Genomic DNA, 15607 nt, shown 5'->3' with positions numbered 1-15607 from the left:
GCCGCGGCGGGGGGGTCAGCGTGGGCGGCCGTGGCTTACCGCGCGGGGGCGGGGGGGCCACCGTGGGCCCCCCTCGGCCGACGTACGTGACGCCTCGGCAGGTGGGTAGCCTCCACGCATGCGAACTGGTCGGATCATCCTGCTCAACGGGGCTTCGAGCTCGGGCAAGAGCAGCGTGGGGCGGGAGCTGCTGCCGCTGCTCGAGGACCCGTGGTTCCTGGTGCCGGTCGACGGGATCAGCGGGATGCGGTCGACGGTGCACACGCGAGAGCTCGACGAGGCCGGGATCGCGGAGATGCTGCGCCGCACCCGGCTCGGCTATCACCGCGCGGTCGCGGCTCTGGCCTCGGTCGGCAACGACGTGATCATGGACTACCCGCTCAGCGAGGCCTGGCGGCTCGACGACCTGCTCGAGGTGCTCGACGGCTACGACGTCACCCTCGTCGAGGTCTGGTGCGCGCCGGAGGAGCTCGAACGCCGGGAGACCGCCCGCGGCGACCGTCCGGCGGGCCTGGCTCGATCCCAGACCCTGGTCTACACCCACCCCTACGACCTCCGCGTCGACTCCACCGAAACCAGTCCCGCCGCGTGCGCGAAGGAGATCGCGGAGGCCCTTCCCGCTCTCGCCGGGCTCAAGGCCTTCGAGCGTCTCCGCCTCGCTCGCGCCGAGTAGGCGCGTACGTCGGCCGAGCCGTCACGTACGTCGGCCGAGCCGTCATCGTCGTGCCCACTCGGCCGACGCGCCCGACCTGTCGGCACGCGGAGTTGGCCGGGATGAGAAAATGATTCCCGACATGTCTGAAACGAAGCTTCCCCGCCCCGGTCAGGCCACCCTCGCCGGGTGGCTCATCGTGCTCGGCTCACTGCTCACCGTGGTGACCGCCTGGGACCAGATCGCCGGGCTGCGCAGCCTGGACACCCGGGAGCGGGTGGAGGAGCTGCTGGCCGAGCCGCCGCTGGCGGGCTCGGGGATCGGCCTCGACAGCATCCTGACCCTCATGCACGTGATGGCGCTGGTCACCGGCGCGATCGCGGCGGCGGCGGTGATCCTCGGCTGGCACGTGCTTCAGCGCAACAAGCAGGCTCGGCTGGCGCTCACGGTCATCGCGGCACCGCTCTTCTTCGCCGGGATGTTCGGCGGAGGGTTCTGGTCGACGCTGTCCGCCGTCGCGGTCGTACTCCTGTGGATGTCGCCCACCCGCGACTGGTTCGACGGGGTCGCCCCGACGAAGCGCGAGGCGCTCGACAACAGCGACCCGGACCAGAAGTCGTACGCCGCGCCGACCCCGCCCGAGGCCCCCACCGCCCCCACCGCCTCGACCGCCTCGACAACCGAGACGGGCTCGGCCACCGGCCCGGCCCGGCTCTCGGCGCAGCAGCCGCCGCCCTGGACGGGTCCGATGGCCCGGCCGACCACGGCAGCGCCCACGCGCCGCCCCGGCGCCGTGATGGCGGCAGCCGTGCTGACCTGGATCGGGGCCGGGCTCACCGCGCTGATGATGCTCGCCTCGGCGGTGACGGCGACCGCCAACCCCGACCTGATCCTCGACCAGCTGCACAAGCAGGCGGAGAACGACCCCGCGATGCGGGATGCGGTGAGCCTCTACACCACCGACATCATCGTTGCCTCGGTCTGGATCATGGCCGTGCTGGTGGCGCTCGTGTGCGTCGCTGCCGGAGTCTTCGCCGCCTTCGCGATCCGTCGCCACTCCTGGGCGCGGGTCGCGCTGATGATCTCGGCCGGCATCTCGGCGCTCTCCCTGCTCCTCTTCGCCCTCGCATTCCCACCGGCCGTGGTCCTCTTCGGAGCGGCCGTCGCGACCTTCTCGTTCCTGCTGCGACCCGAGGTCGCCGCGTGGTTCCGCACCAAGTGATCCTGCGGGCCGGATAGGCTCCGCGGCATGTCAGATCAGTACGGCTCCTTCGACAACCCCTACGGCGGCAAGCCGCCGTTCCAGGGGCAGGAGCCGCCGCCCCCGACGCCGTACGCCGCAACCCAGCCGATACAGCCGACGCAACCGACGCAGCCGCAGCAGCCCCAGGGATGGGGCCAGGCGCCGCCGGCCTACGGCCAGTACGCGATGGGACAGCAGCCCCCGGCGTACCTCCGTCCCCACTACCCGCAACCCGATCCCGACACCCGGCCCGGGACGGTGGTCGCGGCGTCGATCATGACGATCGCGGGCTCGGTGATCGCGCTGCTGATCTCGCTGTTCATGGTGCCCGCCGGGATCGCCGACTACAACGACCCGTCGTCCTCGGACAAGGGCGTGACGCTGGCGATGGTGATCTGGTTCGCGGTCTGCGGCGTGCTGAGCCTGATCGCGATCCCGCTCGGGATCATGGTGCTGTTCCGCTCCAAGGTGGCCCGGATCCTGCTCACCGTCGTCGGCTCGATCGCCGCGCTGCTCTCGCTCTTCGTGGTGGTCTTCCCGGCGCTGATCATCGCCGCGATCGTGATGCTGTACGTCGGCAGAGCAGGCACCTGGTTCGCCCGGCGCACACCCACCGACCCCTGGCAGCAGCCCGCAGCGGCGGTGCCGGGACCGACACCGCCGACGCACCGGCAGTTCTAGCTAGGAGACGAGCGAGTCGTCCTTGGCGCCGTTGTCGGAGCCGCGGATGATCTTGTAGACCCGCAGGCCGATCCAGGCCACGACGGCGACGACCACGACCAGGATGACGATGTTCTGGAAGCGGCCGACGATCGGCTCGACCTTCTCCCAGTTGTCGCCGAGCTGGTAGCCGGCGACCACGAAGATGGTGTTCCAGATCGCGGAGCCGACGGTGGTGAGGATCAGGAACTTCCAGATCGGCATCCGGGTCACGCCGGCGGGCACCGAGATCAGCGACCGGAAGATCGGGATGAAGCGGCCGAAGAAGACCGTCCAGGCGCCGTACTTCTCGAAGAACGCTTCGGTCTTCTCGAGGTCGGACACCTTCACGAGCGGCAGCTTCGAGCCGATCCAGTAGACCCGCTCGCGGCCGATCAGCGCGCCGACCAGGTAGAGCGCGAGGGCGCCGACGACCGAGCCGAGGGTGGTCCAGATCAGCGCCTCGGCGATGGTGAAACGGCCCTGGGCGGCGGTGAAGCCGGCCAGCGGCAGGATGATCTCCGAGGGCAGCGGCGGGAAGAGGTTCTCCAGCGCGATGCCGAGCCCCGCACCCAGCGGGCCGAGCTTGTCCATCAGGTCGACCGCCCAGCCGGCGACGCCGGTGAGCTCCTCGGGCTGGGTGGCGGTGAGGATCATGAAACTCTCTTCGCAGTGTGTGGGTGGATCGGGCGGGCGAAGCCTAGCGACCGAACCTGAGATCCACGCGGTGGATCCCTAGGAGGCCGCGTTGACCGCGTCCAGGTCGGCCCGGGTCAGCACGGAGCGGATCTCGAGCGAGACATCACGCAGCGACTCACCGGGCTCGGGCGACCGGTCGATCGCACACACCACAGTGTCCACGACCGCACCAAGCGGACGGAGCGCGTTGACGGCGTCGCGTACGGCGCCACCGGAGGTGATCACGTCCTCGATGAGCGTGACCTTCTTCCCCGAGAAGGACGGCCCCTCGGCGAGCTTGGCGGTGCCGTACTCCTTCGCCTTCTTCCGGATGAAGATGGCCGGGATGCCGGTCTTGGCCGAGACCATGGTGACGATCGGGATGCCACCGAGCTCCAGACCGCCGAGCACCTCGGTGCCCTCCGGCAGCAGCTCGACCATCCGCGCCGCGACCCGCTCGAGGAGCGCCGGGTCTGCTTCGAAGAGGTACTTGTCGAAGTAGGTGTCGCTGACCTGCCCCGAGCGGAGGGTGAACTCCCCGTGCAGGCGGCAGGTGGCGTCGATGTCGGCAGCGAGGGTCTGATCCGTGGTCACGACCCCTAGCCTAAGTGTCATGAGTGAGCGCCAGCGAACGGCATCAAGGGTCATTCCGCCGCTTCCGTATTCTTCGCACTGTCCTACGGAGGCGGCGGAATGACTGCGCGACGACTCCACGGCATCCCGCCGACGATCTTCTCCGAGATGTCGGCGCTGGCCGCCTCCACCGGCGCGGTCAATCTCGGCCAGGGCTTCCCCGACGTGGACGGTCCCGACGAGATCATCAAGGAAGCCGTCGCCGCGTTGGAGGGTGGACGGAACCAGTACGCCCCGGGCCCGGGCATCCCCGCGCTGAGAGAGGCCGTCGCGGCCCACCAAGCCCGTCACTACGGCCTCACCTTCGACCCGGCGCGCGAGGTCGCGGTGACCACCGGCGCTACCGAGGGGATCGCGGCGGCGATCCTCGCCCTGGTCGACCCGGGCGACGAGGTGATCCTCGTGGAGCCCTACTACGACAGCTACCCGGCCATGGTGCAGTTCGCGGGCGGCGTACGTCGCCCGGTGACGCTCAGCCTGGACGAGTCGGCGCCGGGCGGCCGACTGCCGCGTGAAGCGCTCGAGGCGGCCGCCTCGGAGGCGACCAAGGTGCTCCTCCTCAACTCCCCGCACAACCCGACCGGCACAGTGCTGACCCGCGAGGAGCTGGAGACGGTCGCCGCCTTCGCCAGGGACCACGACCTGACGGTGGTCTCGGACGAGGTCTACGAGCACCTGACGTTCGACGACACCCCGCACATCCCCATCGCCACGCTCGAAGGGATGCGCGAGCGCACCCTGACCCTGTCGAGCATCGGCAAGTCCTTCTCCTTCACCGGCTGGAAGGTCGGCTGGGCGACCGGCCCCGAGCACCTGGTCCAGGCGCTGCTGGGCGCCAAGCAGTGGCTGACGTTCACCTCCGGTGCCCCGCTGCAGCCGGCCGCTGCGTACGCGTTGGAGCATCTCGACCACTGGCCCAAGGAGCTCGCCCTCGACCTGCAGGGGCGGCGCGACCTGCTCTGTGACGGGCTGAAGGGGATCGGCCTGGACGTGACGATCCCGGAGGGCACCTACTTCGCCGTCTCCGACATCACCGACCTCGGCTGGAGCGACGGCCTGGAGTTCTGTCGGTCGCTGCCCGAACGGGCCGGCGTCGTGGCCATCCCGCTGCAGGGGTTCTACGACACCGATGCCGGGAAGCACCTGGTCAGGTGGACCTTCACCAAGCAGCGCGAGGTGATCGAGGAGGCTCTGAAACGGCTCGCCCGAGGCAATCTCACGGCCTAGTGGTCGGCCCGGCGGTCTGCGTCGTCGTCCGCCGGGGCGCGCGGCGGGACGGCCAGTCCCAGGATGTCCCGGTCCGGGTGACCGTCGTGGTCGAGGTCCGCGGCCAGCCGCGAGGCCGTACGCCGCCGACGCCACCACTCCACCATCGCGGGTGCGAACGCGAGCGCGAAGAGCAGCAGGATCAGGTAGTCGACGTTGTCGGCCAGCCAGGGCCAGCGCGCGCCGACGAAGAACCCGAACAGCGTCACCGCGAGCACCCACAGCACGCCGCCGACGAAGCTCCAGAAATAGAACCGCCGGCGATCCATGTGGGTGACCCCGGCGACGACGGTGACATAGGTGCGTACGAAGGCGATGAATCGCCCGATCACCAACGCCTTGTTGCCGTGCTTGTCAAAGAACTCCCGGGTCTGCTCGAGATGCCGCTTCTTGATGAACCGGCCGTCGCGCTCATAGAGGCGGGGTCCGATCTTGCGCCCGATCTCATAACCGGTCACGTTGCCCGCGAATGCGGCCGCGACGAAGAAGACCATCGCGATCACGACCTCGACGCCGACAGGCCCGGGAAAGATGTCGATCTTGTCGGTCGCGATGAAGATCCCGAGGGCGATCAGCAGGCTGTCGCCGGGCAGGAACGGGAAGAAAAGACCACATTCGACGAAGATGATGATGAGGCTGATCCAGAAGAGCGGCTCGCCGAAAGTGGCCAGCAGAAAGTCCGGACTCATCCATTCCAAACCGGCCAACATCGGCGCAAAATTCCCCGCACCTGTCACCCGCCCTACGGTACCCATAGGTAACAACTCTTGTTGCACGAATATTCTGTCTTGCCGATGAACGACACACGTCAGTCCGAGGACGATTCCCGAGCGCCGTACGACCCGATGCCCCACGGCCAGCCGGAGGTCGGTGTGGGCCCGTGGCAGGGGGAGTGGCCCGAGGGGGAGCACTGGGACCCGGAGCTGCTGGCCAACGGCGACCGCCGCAACGTGGTCGACCGTTACCGCTACTGGACCCTCGAGGCGATCGTCGCCGACCTCGACCAGCGCCGCCACGGCTTCCACGTCGCGATCGAGAACTGGCAGCACGACTTCAACATCGGCACCATCGTCCGCACCGCCAACGCCTTCCTGGCCGCCGAGGTGCACATCGTCGGCAACCGCCGCTGGAACCGCCGTGGCGCGATGGTCACCGACCGCTACCAGCACGTCCATCACCACCCCGACGTGCCCGCGCTCGCGGCGTACCTCCATGAACGAGACGTACGCCTCCTCGGCATCGACAACCTGCCCGGCTCGCTCCACCTGGAGACGATGGAGCTGCCGAAGTCGGTCTGTTTCCTCTTCGGGCAGGAGGGTCCGGGTCTGTCCGAGCAGGCGCGCGCGAGCGTCGACGGCACCTTCTCGATCGCCCAGTTCGGCTCGACACGGTCGATCAACGCCTCCGCCGCCGCGGCGATCGCGATGCACTCCTGGGTCGTCCAGCACGCCGACCTGTCCTCCGAGGACGCCTGGCGCGGCTGACCGGCTCGAGCCGGTGTTCGTAAAGCGGTTACACCCCGGTGTCCGCGGTGTGAATGGGATCCGCTAAAGTTAACTCCCGGGTCGCCCGGATGTGCCCCTTTCAGGGTGCGTGGCCTCGGGGCCGGGCGGCAGCGGGGGAATCTGGGACCGCTGGACGCGATAGCGGATCTTCACCTGCTCGCCGCTCTGCACGACGTCGATGACGCTCATCCGCTTGCTGGTGATGCGGCGCGGGAGCAGCGGTGCTCCGGCGCCGAGAGTGACCGGGCAGATCCCGGCCACGACCTCGTCGAGCAACCCGGCGTCATCGAACTGACCGACCAGGTCCCCGCCACCCACCAGCCAGATCCCGCCGTCGACGGTGGCCGCGATCTCGTCGTAGACCGGCTTCACGTCGCCCTGCACGAAGCGCACTTGCGTGCCCTGGACCGCGGGCAGGTCGCGCGCGTGCGTGAACACCCAGACGGGCCGCTCGTCGTAGTACTCCCGCCACTTCTCCGGCCCGGTCAGCATCTCCGGATCGTGCTCGATCATCCAGCGGTACGTCGTCCCGCCCATCACCAGTGCGGCCGACTCCGCCATCAGTCGGTCCCAGGAGATCTCCTCGTCGCCGTGCGGCGTCTCGAAGAGCCAGTCCAGCGAGTTGTTCTCGTCGGCGATGTATCCGTCCAGCGATGTCGCGGTGAAGTAAGTGACCTTGGGCATGCCCCTGACGCTAGGCGCGTCAGGGGCATGCCCGCCCGACCGTTCTTGCGCTGTTCTTGATCTGCCGGATCACGTCCGGGAGGCGTCCCCCGATCCCAGGCACGTACGCAGCGCATCCAGCCCCCGCGAGGAGTGGCTCTTGACTGTCCCCTCGCTGATCCGCAGCTCCCGTGCGGTCTCGGCGACCGACAGCTGCAGCCAGTGGCGCAGGACAACCACCTTGCGCTGCATCTCGGGCAGCTCCTGGAGCGCGTCGAAGAGCTCGGACCGCTCCTCGACCTGCTCCGCGGGACCGGGCCGCTCCGGCAGGTCTCCCGAGCGTTCCCGCCTCCACCACGGCCGCCGGGTCTGGTCGATGTGGGCGCGGACGAGGATCGTCCGGACGTACGCCTCCTCCGACCCCGACTCCACGCGCCGCCAGGCCGCATAGAGCTTCACCAGGGACGTCTGCACGAGATCGTCGGCGCGGTGCCAGTCGCCGCACAGCGCGTACGCCACCCGCACCAGGTGTGACCGCCGGGCCGCGACGAACGCGGTGAAAGCCTCGTCGTGCGCGCTCATGTCCACGGCCCTCCTCGGGGGCTGTGGTTTCGCCTGACGATCGCGGCGAACTCGTCGAGCGAGACCGGTCCCCGGTCCTCGGCGTACGGCGCGGGGAACAAGGTGTAGGCGAAGGCCCACGAGACGTTCTTCGTCCGGGTCGCGCTCTCCTTCTCCTGGACCAGGACGTACTGCTCCTCACCATCGACAGTGATCCGGGCGGCTGCGGTCTGCGACGTGTCGGCCGCGAACGACTCGTTGATGTCCGGGTCAGCGATCTGATCCAGGACCACCACCCCGTCCCTGGTGGGGACGACCTTCGAGCCGCTGAACTCGACGACGTCGGTGATGGTGTCGTGCGTCTCGAAGCCGGTCCGATCCGGCCGGTTGGCGGCGGGCTCCGATCTTTCGACGTCGGCCAGCCAGTCCTCGATGGTCTTGCCGGGGATGGCATAGGTGGAGCCGCTGTCGCCGCTATCGCCCATGGTGCCGTTCGACCTGCGGATCTCCCTGATGAAGACCCACTGTTCGATGCCATCTCGCTCGATGACGACCCCGACCGAGTCCCATGGCGCGTCGTAGTCGAACGGGTTCGAGATCTCGCGGACGAGCGTCCAGCCGTCGACTCTGCCTTTCTTCCGAATCTCGGCAGTGCTGCCGGCCTCCCAGGAGATGCCCGGCGTGGAGTTGGAGATGCCGTGCGCCCACGTCTGGAAATCGTTGGGAGTGTCAGAAGCGTCGGTGAAGGCGGCGACGTCCTGGTCCACGAAGTAGGCGTAGATCGTCCGCTTTCCGTCGGTCGCCGCGACCGCGAGCGTCTCGCTGAGGCCGGAGGGTTCCTCGACCCTGTCGGCCTCCGTCCAGCCCTCCTGGAAGGTGGTCTCGCCGGTGGCGAAGTCGTATGCCACCGGTGCGTTGTCGCTCAAGGGAACGTCGACCACCGGTGGCCATCGCTCGTCGGCCGACCGAGTCGCGACCGGGGGCTCGGGGTCGGCGCTGTCGCGCGAGGGAACGACAACCGCGCCGATGCCGACCACGGCGACCACCGCGGCCGCGGCGCCGGCGACGACGGCGAGCCGCCGGCGGCGTACGAGCCTCTTCCCGTCCGCGACGAGCGCGGCCGGGTCGGGTTGGGCGGGCGGGGGGTGGGGGATCGCCCGTTCCAGGGTTTCCTGCCAGTCCATGATGCCTCCAAGGTCAGTCTCACCCCTGGATACGGATCTCGTGGCGGATCGGTTGTCCTGGTTGATCGATCCAACTGCCGGCGTTGGGCGGGGTCCCCCGGGGTCGCATTACGCTGGCCACCAGCGCACCGGTCGACAACGGATCTTCAAGGAGACCCCCAGATGCCCATCGCCACCCCCGAGAAGTACGCCGAGATGCTCGCGACCGCGAAGGAGAAGGGGTTCGCCTTCCCGGCGATCAACGTCTCCTCGTCGCAGACGCTCAACGCGGCGCTGGCCGGCTTCGCCGAGGCCGGCTCGGACGGCATCATCCAGATCTCCACGGGTGGCGCGGAATACCTCTCCGGTCCCACGGTCAAGAACATGGTGACCGGCTCGGTGGCCTTCGCTGCCTACGCGACCGAGGTCGCCAAGTCCTACGACGTCAACATCGCGCTGCACACCGACCACTGCCCCAAGGACAAGCTCGACGGCTTCGTACGTCCTCTGCTCGAGCTCTCCGCCGAGCGCGTGCAGCGCGGCGAGGCGCCGCTTTTCCAGAGCCACATGTGGGACGGCTCCGCAGTGCCGCTGGCCGAGAACCTGCAGATCGCCCAGGAGCTGCTGGCGCTGGCCAAGACCGCTCACATCGTGCTCGAGATCGAGGTCGGCGTGGTCGGTGGCGAGGAGGACGGAATCGTCGGCGCGATCGACGACAAGCTCTACTCGACCCCCGAGGACGCCATCGCGACCGCCGACGCGCTCGGTGTCGAGGGCTACCTGACCGCCCTCACCTTCGGCAACGTGCACGGCGTCTACAAGCCGGGCAACGTCAAGCTCCGTCCCTCCATCCTGCGGGACGCCCAGGACGCCGTCGTCGCCAAGCTCGGCCTTCCCTCCGGCTCGAAGCCCTTCGACCTCGTCTTCCACGGCGGCTCCGGCTCGAGCGCCGAGGAGATCGCCGAGGCGGTCTCCTACGGCGTGGTCAAGATGAACATCGACACCGACACCCAGTACGCCTTCACCCGTCCCGTCGCCGGACACATGCTGGCCAACTACGACGGTGTTCTGAAGGTCGACGGCGAGGTCGGAAACAAGAAGCAGTACGATCCTCGCGTCTGGGGCAAGCTCGCGGAGGCAGGTATGGCCGCTCGGGTCGTCGAGGGTGCCCAGCATCTCGGTTCTGCGGGCAACTCCATCGGCTGAGCAACACGCCGGGGACAGGCCAATGGTCCCGATTCGGAAAACGTTGTGGCACACGGCATAGCCAAACTCGGGCTTATGTCGTTGTGCCGGTCATTGGTAAAGCGATTCAATGCCCTGGCTGGACGGCGACTCACGGGTAACGACAGTCGAACCGTCCCCTCGGCGTTGATCTTGGGAGGGACATCCTCGGAATGGAAACCACTGCGCGAAACCGCACAATCGGCGGAATCGTCATAGGCGCGATCATCCTGATCCTGCTTCTCGTCTTGTTCTCCTGCACCGTTAACAGCGACCCGGAGAGCTCGCCGAAGAAGGATCCGACAACAGGGGAGTCATCGCTCCCCAGCGATCCTGACACGATTGAGCCCGACGACAAGCCGTCGGAGAAGGACTCCGACGACCCGGAGATCGTCGACGACGACATCGTCCCGGCCGCCAACACCGGCGTGACCTTCATCCCCGCGGGCAACGTCCCCTCGGGAAGCACGCCGACCTGTGAGCTCGACCCGAGCGCCTGCGAGGACACCCGTCCGCCGGGTGCCGGTGTGGACATCTGTGAGATCCGCCCGGACCTGAGCCAGTGCCAGGAGCCCGAGCCGCCGACGACCCCGCCGGGTGACGGCGAGCCGACCACGCCGCCGGACGACGGCGACGACGACTGCCTGCTCCCGCTCGGCCTGCTGTGCCCCGAGGACCCCGGTCCCGAGGACCCCGGCCCCGGCGACCCGGAGGAGGACGAGAACGCTCCTGACGCGGTCACGGTCAACCCCTGTGTCGTGAACAGCAACACCTCTGTGACCATCGACTGGTCGGAGGCCAAGGACAAGAGCGGCATCAAGCACTACACGGTGACGTCGCGTCCCAACGCCGGCGACCCGGGTGAGACCGACCGGACCTCGGCGACCTTCAACGACCTGCGGGCGGGGGAGACCTACACGTTCTCGGTGACCGCGACCGACAAGGCCGACAACGAGTCCGAGCCCAGCAACGAGGTCGACTGCGTCATGGACGTCACCGCGCCGCAGATCCCTCAGGACCTGACGGTCGAGGAGGGTGACCCGAGCGACAGCACGTTGAACGTGAGCTGGTCCGAGTCCCAGGACAACACCGACGGCGTCGGCGACGTGTCCTACAACCTCTACCGCAACGGCGAGCTCCTCACGGCCCTCAACGACACCTCCTTCGAGGACACCGGCCTGAAGGCCGGCACTGAGTACACCTACTCCGTGCAGGCCGTGGACGGTGCCGGCAACGAGTCCCGGCGCTCCGACGAGGTCTCGGGCACGACCACGAAGATCGCGCCGACGGTTCCGACCGGTCTCGACGCGACCGGCGAGGGTCCGCTCGGCTTCACGCTGACGTGGAACCCGTCCACCGACGAGGACGGGCTCACGCCGTCCGCGGAGATCGACTATCGAGTCGCCGTGAACGGTGGGGTGTGCTTCGGTGGCACGGCCAACAACGAGACCACCTTCCAGGTGAACTGTGTCCTGCTGTGGGACACGACCCGGGTCACGGTGACGGCGATCGACGGTGACGGCAACGAGTCGGCCCCGAGCCGCGCGCTGACGGTGAACTCCGACGGTAGCGAGGCCCAGCCGCTCAAGGGCAACACCGCGCTCCGCTCGAACACCCCGGGCGAGGACAAGTCCGACGCTCCGGGCGACGGTCCGGTTCCGTCCGACGCCCCGGACGTGAAGGCTCCGGACGTGGCTCCGGTCGAGAAGCCGACCGAGGAGGACGCGCCGCTGCTGCCGGGTCTGGATGACATCCTGCCGGGCGGCGAGGACAGCGCCGAGGCGCCTGCCGAGGAGCCGGCCGAGCCGGAAGCGACGCCGAGCGAGTCGGAGAGCCCGGCTGCGCGGCCGACCACCGAGGAGCCTGCTGACGAGGCGACCGAGGACGCTCCGGCCGAGGAGGACGAGGGTGGCCTGCTGGGCGACATCGTCGACTCGGTGACGAGCGCAGTGGCCGCGGTGTTCTAGCACACACGCACAGAAACAGGGCGGGGAGAGCCGAAAGGTTCTCCCCGCCCTGTCTTATTCAGAGGCAGGTCGTCCCAAAATCAAGGAGTCGGATGCCCAGCGCCCCCCACAAGCCCTGGACATCCGACGATCTTGGGTGACCGACACCAATACTGCGTCAGTCGTGCGCCCAGGTTAGGCATAGAAACGCCCATGGATCCAGATAGTTAAGACGAAATTCATGAACTTCCTGTGACGATTCGAACAAAATCGAACAGCTTCGAGGGTCCGAATCATCTGGAGCCATACATTAGAATTCGGGTGTGCGTGTGATGACCTCCCGAGCCCGCGCGGCCATCTTCGCCCCGATCGGCGACGAGGGCCGGGCTGCGCGTGTCGAGAACCGGCTCGCCGAGGCGATCCGATCCGGCGTGCTCGCGCACGGCGAGCGCCTCCCGAGCGAGCCGGAGCTCGCCCAGATGCTCGGCGTCGCCACGGTCACGGCACGAGAGGCGCTGGTGGCGCTGCGCGCCAAGGGTCTGGTGGTGACGACCCGTGGGCGTGGCGGTGGCTCGTTCGTACGGGCCCCGAAGAGCGCGGACCTCGTGGAGGACCGGCTCGCCGCGATGTCGCGGATCGAGCTGCGTGACCGGGCCACCGTCTATCAAGTGGTGCTCACCGGGTGCGCGGAGATCGCGGCGGAGCGCACCGATCCGGACGAGGTCGAGGACCTGCGCGACCTGCTGATCCCGCTCAACGTCAGCGACGTGGCCCGCTGGCGCAGTGCGGACAGCGAGCTCTACCTGTCGGTGGCCGCTCTGACCCAGTCGGCCCGGATGACGCGCGAGGTGGTGCGTCAGGAGGCCGACTTCGGTGCGCTGCTCCGGATCCCGCTCGACGAGCCGGGCTTCCGGGAGGCGACGGCGAGCAGGCATCAGGAGCTTGTCGATGCCCTGGCATCGGGGGATGCTGTCAGGGCTCGGGAGAGCGTACGTGAGCATGTCGCTCACTCCCTTGAACGCTTGGCTGAGATCCATGAGGCGGTGCGACGATGAAGACGATGACTCCCCTCGACTGTGTGGCCCAGGTCGAGCAGCACTTCGGGCCGATCGTGACCGAGCTCGAGCGCGTACGCAGCGAGGTGACTGCCCTCTTCGAGGCCGGCCCGGTCACCAGCGCGTCCCTGCGCGAGCGGCTCGAGCCCGGGTCCCTTGAGTTCCTGCGCAACCCCGACCTCGTCGGTGGCGGCTTCGTGGTGGCACCAGGAGTGCTGAGCGACCGTCGCCTCTACCTCGTCTGGTGGCAGGGGGAGGAGCGTGACTTCCTCGGCGACGCAGATGCCCCGGCGACGGGCGAGGCGATCGACTACACCCGCCAGCCCTGGTACCGCACCCCGGAGCGCACGGGCGAGCTGACGCTCGTCGGGCCGTACGTCGACTTCGTCTGCACCGACGAGTACGTCATGACCACGACGATGCCGGTCTACGCCGGCGGCCGCATGGTCGGCGTCGCGGGGGCCGACACCCTGGTCGAGACGCTCGAGACGATGCTCCTGCCGGGGCTGCGCGAGGCCGGAGCGACGCTGGTGAACGGCCACGGCAAGGCGATCGTCTCGGCCGACCCGCAGCTGGCCACCGGCGACCCGCTCACCACCGCCCGCGACATGATCCCGTGTCGTGGTCTCCCGCTCTCCGTCGCGCTGTCCTAGGTCCTCGGCTTCACCAGGTGGCGCGGGGTGGTGAAGAAGAGCACCGCCACGAAGCCGACCGCCAGCGCGACCGCGGGCAGGAGCATCACCTCCGACATCGCCTCGGCGAACCGGGAGGCCACTGCAGGCGGGATCGACGAGCCGGCCGCGGTCTCGTGGCCACCCGCCAGTGATCCGCCGAGGCCGTGGGCATCGAGGCGGAGGTCGATGAGCACGGCGACGGCGGCGGAGCCGATCACCGACCCGACCAGCCGGGTGGCGTTGTAGACGCCGGCGCCGGCGCCGGCCAGCCGCATCGGCACGTTGCGGGTGGCCGTCGCGGCCAGGGGCGCCCACACCGCCGCGGACCCGAGGCCGAAGACGGCCATCGGCACCAACAGCTGCCACAGCTGGGAGTCGACGGTCATCGGCACCGCCAGCCAGAAGAGCGAGACGGCACACAGGAAGAAGGCCACGCCTGTCAGCAGCCGTGGATGCATCCGGTCGCTGAGTCGGCCGACCAGCGGCGCGGCGACGAGGGAGACCAGCGCCATCGGGACCATCAGCAGCGAGGCCTCGAGCGCGGAGTAGCCACGGACGAGCTGGGCGTAGAGCATCAGCGGGAAGCCCTGAGCGACCGCCGCGAAGCCCATGCAGGAGATCGCCAGGCTGGAGACGGAGAAGTTGCGGTCGGCGAAGATGTGCAGGGGCACCAGCGGCTCGCTGCGGTTGCGTGCCTGCCACCAGACGAAGAGCCCCATGATCGCGAGCCCGCCGACCACGAGCGTCCAGGTGAGAATGTCCCAGCCGCGCTGCTCGCCGTTCTGTAGGCCGAAGACCAGGCAGAACATCCCGAGCCCGCTGAGCCCCACGCCGAACCAGTCGAAGACGTGCGGGTGGGTCTCCAGCTCGGGGACCAGCAGCCAGTTGAGCACGATCGCGACGACGCCGATCGGCACGTTGACGAAGAAGATCCACTCCCAGCCCCCGGCCGCGACCAGGGCACCGCCGGCGAGTGGGCCGACGAGCGTCGCGATCCCCGCGGTCGCTCCCCACAGCGCCATCGCGGCGCCACGCCGCTCGGCCGGGAAGATCCGGGTGATCGTCGCCATCGTCTGTGGCGTCATCATCGCCGCGCCGAGACCCTGCACCGCCCGCGCGGCGACCAGGGACTCGATGCTCCCGGCGAGACCGCACCACAGCGACGAGGCCGTGAAGACGGCCAGGCCGGCGAGATAGACCCACTTGGGGCCGTAGCGGTCACCGAGCCTGCCCATGATCAGGACCGGCACCGCGTAGGTCAGCAGGTATGCGCTCGTCACCCACAGCACCGCGTTGGCGCTCGCCTCGAGCTCGGTCATGATGTCCGGCGTCGCGACGGTCACGATCGTCATGTCGACCAGCAGCATGAAGAAGCCGATGCACAGTGCGAACAGCGCCCGCCACGGATGCTCCGTCGTCGGTGCGGCGGCCGTCTGCGTCATCGGCTCGGTCATGGGCCCAGTCAAGCGCAGGCGCTGCGCGAATTGCGAAGCAATCGCAAACAACCCAGCGCTGGAGCGCTCCTCGTCTGGACGCAGCGGAGGGAGGAGCGAAGCGACGAGTGGAGTGGAGGAAGATGAGGGTCAAGCGGAGGCGCTCGCGAATTGCGGAGCAATCGCAGATAGTCCAGCGTCGGAGCGCCCCT

At 68.7% G+C, this 15607-nt stretch carries 16 protein-coding genes; 9 read left to right on the top strand and 7 right to left on the bottom strand.

Features of this window, described 5'->3' with window-relative positions; genetic code table 11:
* The first annotated feature begins 118 nt into the window (after positions 1-118).
* The 3 genes from ACFVDI_RS13950 (at position 119) to ACFVDI_RS13940 (ending at position 2576) form a co-directional block, all read left to right on the top strand.
* Complete coding sequence (locus ACFVDI_RS13950) at positions 119-673, top strand: chloramphenicol phosphotransferase CPT family protein (RefSeq protein ID WP_378905870.1); 555 nt, start codon at positions 119-121, stop codon at positions 671-673.
* Positions 674-794: 121 nt separating this feature from the next.
* Positions 795-1874, top strand: coding sequence for a hypothetical protein (locus ACFVDI_RS13945; RefSeq protein WP_378905868.1), 1080 nt, complete (start codon positions 795-797; stop codon positions 1872-1874).
* A gap of 27 nt (positions 1875-1901) precedes the next feature.
* Positions 1902-2576 (top strand): hypothetical protein, encoded by a 675-nt coding sequence (locus tag ACFVDI_RS13940; protein ID WP_378905866.1) that lies wholly within the window; start codon positions 1902-1904, stop codon positions 2574-2576.
* Here the strand turns inward: ACFVDI_RS13940 and ACFVDI_RS13935 are convergent, their stop codons facing one another.
* Together ACFVDI_RS13935 and pyrE are read right to left on the bottom strand one after the other, a co-directional pair.
* Entirely contained in the window at positions 2577-3251 is a 675-nt protein-coding gene (locus ACFVDI_RS13935; protein WP_378905864.1) for a DedA family protein, read from the bottom strand.
* A 78-nt stretch (positions 3252-3329) separates the two neighbouring features.
* Complete coding sequence (gene pyrE / locus ACFVDI_RS13930; protein WP_378905862.1) at positions 3330-3866, bottom strand: orotate phosphoribosyltransferase; 537 nt, start codon at positions 3864-3866, stop codon at positions 3330-3332.
* A gap of 99 nt (positions 3867-3965) precedes the next feature.
* Between pyrE and ACFVDI_RS13925 the strand changes: the two genes are divergently transcribed.
* A complete protein-coding gene (locus ACFVDI_RS13925) occupies positions 3966-5132 on the top strand; it encodes an aminotransferase class I/II-fold pyridoxal phosphate-dependent enzyme (protein ID WP_378905860.1) in 1167 nt (388 codons plus the stop codon).
* Here ACFVDI_RS13925 and ACFVDI_RS13920 read toward each other — a convergent pair.
* The gene (locus ACFVDI_RS13920; protein WP_378905858.1) at positions 5129-5860 is read right to left on the bottom strand and encodes a DedA family protein; all 732 of its coding nucleotides are present in this window, start codon (positions 5858-5860) and stop codon (positions 5129-5131) included. The two genes, ACFVDI_RS13925 and ACFVDI_RS13920, sit on opposite strands and share 4 nt — an antisense overlap.
* A gap of 105 nt (positions 5861-5965) precedes the next feature.
* Between ACFVDI_RS13920 and ACFVDI_RS13915 the strand changes: the two genes are divergently transcribed.
* Positions 5966-6655, top strand: a complete 690-nt coding sequence (locus ACFVDI_RS13915; protein WP_378905856.1) for a TrmH family RNA methyltransferase — start codon at positions 5966-5968, stop codon at positions 6653-6655.
* 69 nt (positions 6656-6724) lie between these two features.
* On the opposite strand, the gene ACFVDI_RS13910 is transcribed toward ACFVDI_RS13915, so the two are convergent.
* The 3 genes from ACFVDI_RS13910 to ACFVDI_RS13900 form a co-directional block, all read right to left on the bottom strand.
* Positions 6725-7360 (bottom strand): dihydrofolate reductase family protein, encoded by a 636-nt coding sequence (locus tag ACFVDI_RS13910; protein WP_378905854.1) that lies wholly within the window; start codon positions 7358-7360, stop codon positions 6725-6727.
* Between the two features lie 69 nt (positions 7361-7429).
* Positions 7430-7921 carry a SigE family RNA polymerase sigma factor gene (locus tag ACFVDI_RS13905; protein ID WP_378905852.1) on the bottom strand — a complete coding sequence of 164 codons (492 nt, stop codon included), beginning with the start codon at positions 7919-7921 and terminating at the stop codon, positions 7430-7432.
* A complete protein-coding gene (locus ACFVDI_RS13900) occupies positions 7918-9084 on the bottom strand; it encodes a hypothetical protein (RefSeq protein ID WP_378905850.1) in 1167 nt (388 codons plus the stop codon). The genes ACFVDI_RS13905 and ACFVDI_RS13900 overlap by 4 nt, the downstream gene beginning before the upstream one ends.
* Positions 9085-9246: 162 nt before the next feature.
* Between ACFVDI_RS13900 and fbaA the strand changes: the two genes are divergently transcribed.
* From fbaA to ACFVDI_RS13880, 4 genes are all read left to right on the top strand, one after another.
* Positions 9247-10269, top strand: a complete 1023-nt coding sequence (fbaA, locus tag ACFVDI_RS13895; RefSeq protein ID WP_378905848.1) for a class II fructose-bisphosphate aldolase — start codon at positions 9247-9249, stop codon at positions 10267-10269.
* A gap of 191 nt (positions 10270-10460) precedes the next feature.
* The gene (locus ACFVDI_RS13890; RefSeq protein ID WP_378905846.1) at positions 10461-12254 is read left to right on the top strand and encodes a fibronectin type III domain-containing protein; all 1794 of its coding nucleotides are present in this window, start codon (positions 10461-10463) and stop codon (positions 12252-12254) included.
* A gap of 311 nt (positions 12255-12565) precedes the next feature.
* Positions 12566-13288, top strand: a complete 723-nt coding sequence (locus tag ACFVDI_RS13885; protein ID WP_328532386.1) for a GntR family transcriptional regulator — start codon at positions 12566-12568, stop codon at positions 13286-13288.
* A gap of 5 nt (positions 13289-13293) precedes the next feature.
* Positions 13294-13941 (top strand): cache domain-containing protein, encoded by a 648-nt coding sequence (locus tag ACFVDI_RS13880; RefSeq protein ID WP_378905844.1) that lies wholly within the window; start codon positions 13294-13296, stop codon positions 13939-13941.
* Here the strand turns inward: ACFVDI_RS13880 and ACFVDI_RS13875 are convergent.
* On the bottom strand, positions 13938-15416 hold the full coding sequence (locus ACFVDI_RS13875; RefSeq protein WP_378905842.1) for a DHA2 family efflux MFS transporter permease subunit: 1479 nt from the start codon (positions 15414-15416) through the stop codon (positions 13938-13940). The genes ACFVDI_RS13880 and ACFVDI_RS13875 overlap by 4 nt on opposite strands.
* Positions 15417-15607: the final 191 nt, after the last annotated feature.

The organism is Nocardioides sp. NPDC057767 (genome assembly GCF_042798275.1).
In the GTDB taxonomy this organism is placed as follows: domain Bacteria; phylum Actinomycetota; class Actinomycetes; order Propionibacteriales; family Nocardioidaceae; genus Nocardioides.
The sequence above is the reverse complement of the archived record's forward strand: the minus strand, read 5'-3'. Positions and strand labels throughout refer to the sequence as shown.

Bases quoted from the DNA above. Each gene is read 5' to 3' on its own strand.
- ACFVDI_RS13925 (WP_378905860.1), top strand. From the start codon at position 3,966: ATGACTGCGCGACGACTCCACGGCATCCCGCCGACGATCTTCTCCGAG.
- ACFVDI_RS13920 (WP_378905858.1), bottom strand. From the start codon at position 5,860: ATGAGTCCGGACTTTCTGCTGGCCACTTTCGGCGAGCCGCTCTTCTGG.
- ACFVDI_RS13910 (WP_378905854.1), bottom strand. From the start codon at position 7,360: ATGCCCAAGGTCACTTACTTCACCGCGACATCGCTGGACGGATACATC.
- ACFVDI_RS13900 (WP_378905850.1), bottom strand. From the start codon at position 9,084: ATGGACTGGCAGGAAACCCTGGAACGGGCGATCCCCCACCCCCCGCCC.
- fbaA (WP_378905848.1), top strand. From the start codon at position 9,247: ATGCCCATCGCCACCCCCGAGAAGTACGCCGAGATGCTCGCGACCGCG.
- ACFVDI_RS13875 (WP_378905842.1), bottom strand. From the start codon at position 15,416: ATGACCGAGCCGATGACGCAGACGGCCGCCGCACCGACGACGGAGCAT.
- ACFVDI_RS13945 (WP_378905868.1), top strand. From the start codon at position 795: ATGTCTGAAACGAAGCTTCCCCGCCCCGGTCAGGCCACCCTCGCCGGG.
- ACFVDI_RS13940 (WP_378905866.1), top strand. From the start codon at position 1,902: ATGTCAGATCAGTACGGCTCCTTCGACAACCCCTACGGCGGCAAGCCG.
- ACFVDI_RS13880 (WP_378905844.1), top strand. From the start codon at position 13,294: ATGACTCCCCTCGACTGTGTGGCCCAGGTCGAGCAGCACTTCGGGCCG.
- ACFVDI_RS13905 (WP_378905852.1), bottom strand. From the start codon at position 7,921: ATGAGCGCGCACGACGAGGCTTTCACCGCGTTCGTCGCGGCCCGGCGG.
- ACFVDI_RS13890 (WP_378905846.1), top strand. From the start codon at position 10,461: ATGGAAACCACTGCGCGAAACCGCACAATCGGCGGAATCGTCATAGGC.
- ACFVDI_RS13935 (WP_378905864.1), bottom strand. From the start codon at position 3,251: ATGATCCTCACCGCCACCCAGCCCGAGGAGCTCACCGGCGTCGCCGGC.
- ACFVDI_RS13915 (WP_378905856.1), top strand. From the start codon at position 5,966: ATGAACGACACACGTCAGTCCGAGGACGATTCCCGAGCGCCGTACGAC.
- ACFVDI_RS13950 (WP_378905870.1), top strand. From the start codon at position 119: ATGCGAACTGGTCGGATCATCCTGCTCAACGGGGCTTCGAGCTCGGGC.
- ACFVDI_RS13885 (WP_328532386.1), top strand. From the start codon at position 12,566: ATGACCTCCCGAGCCCGCGCGGCCATCTTCGCCCCGATCGGCGACGAG.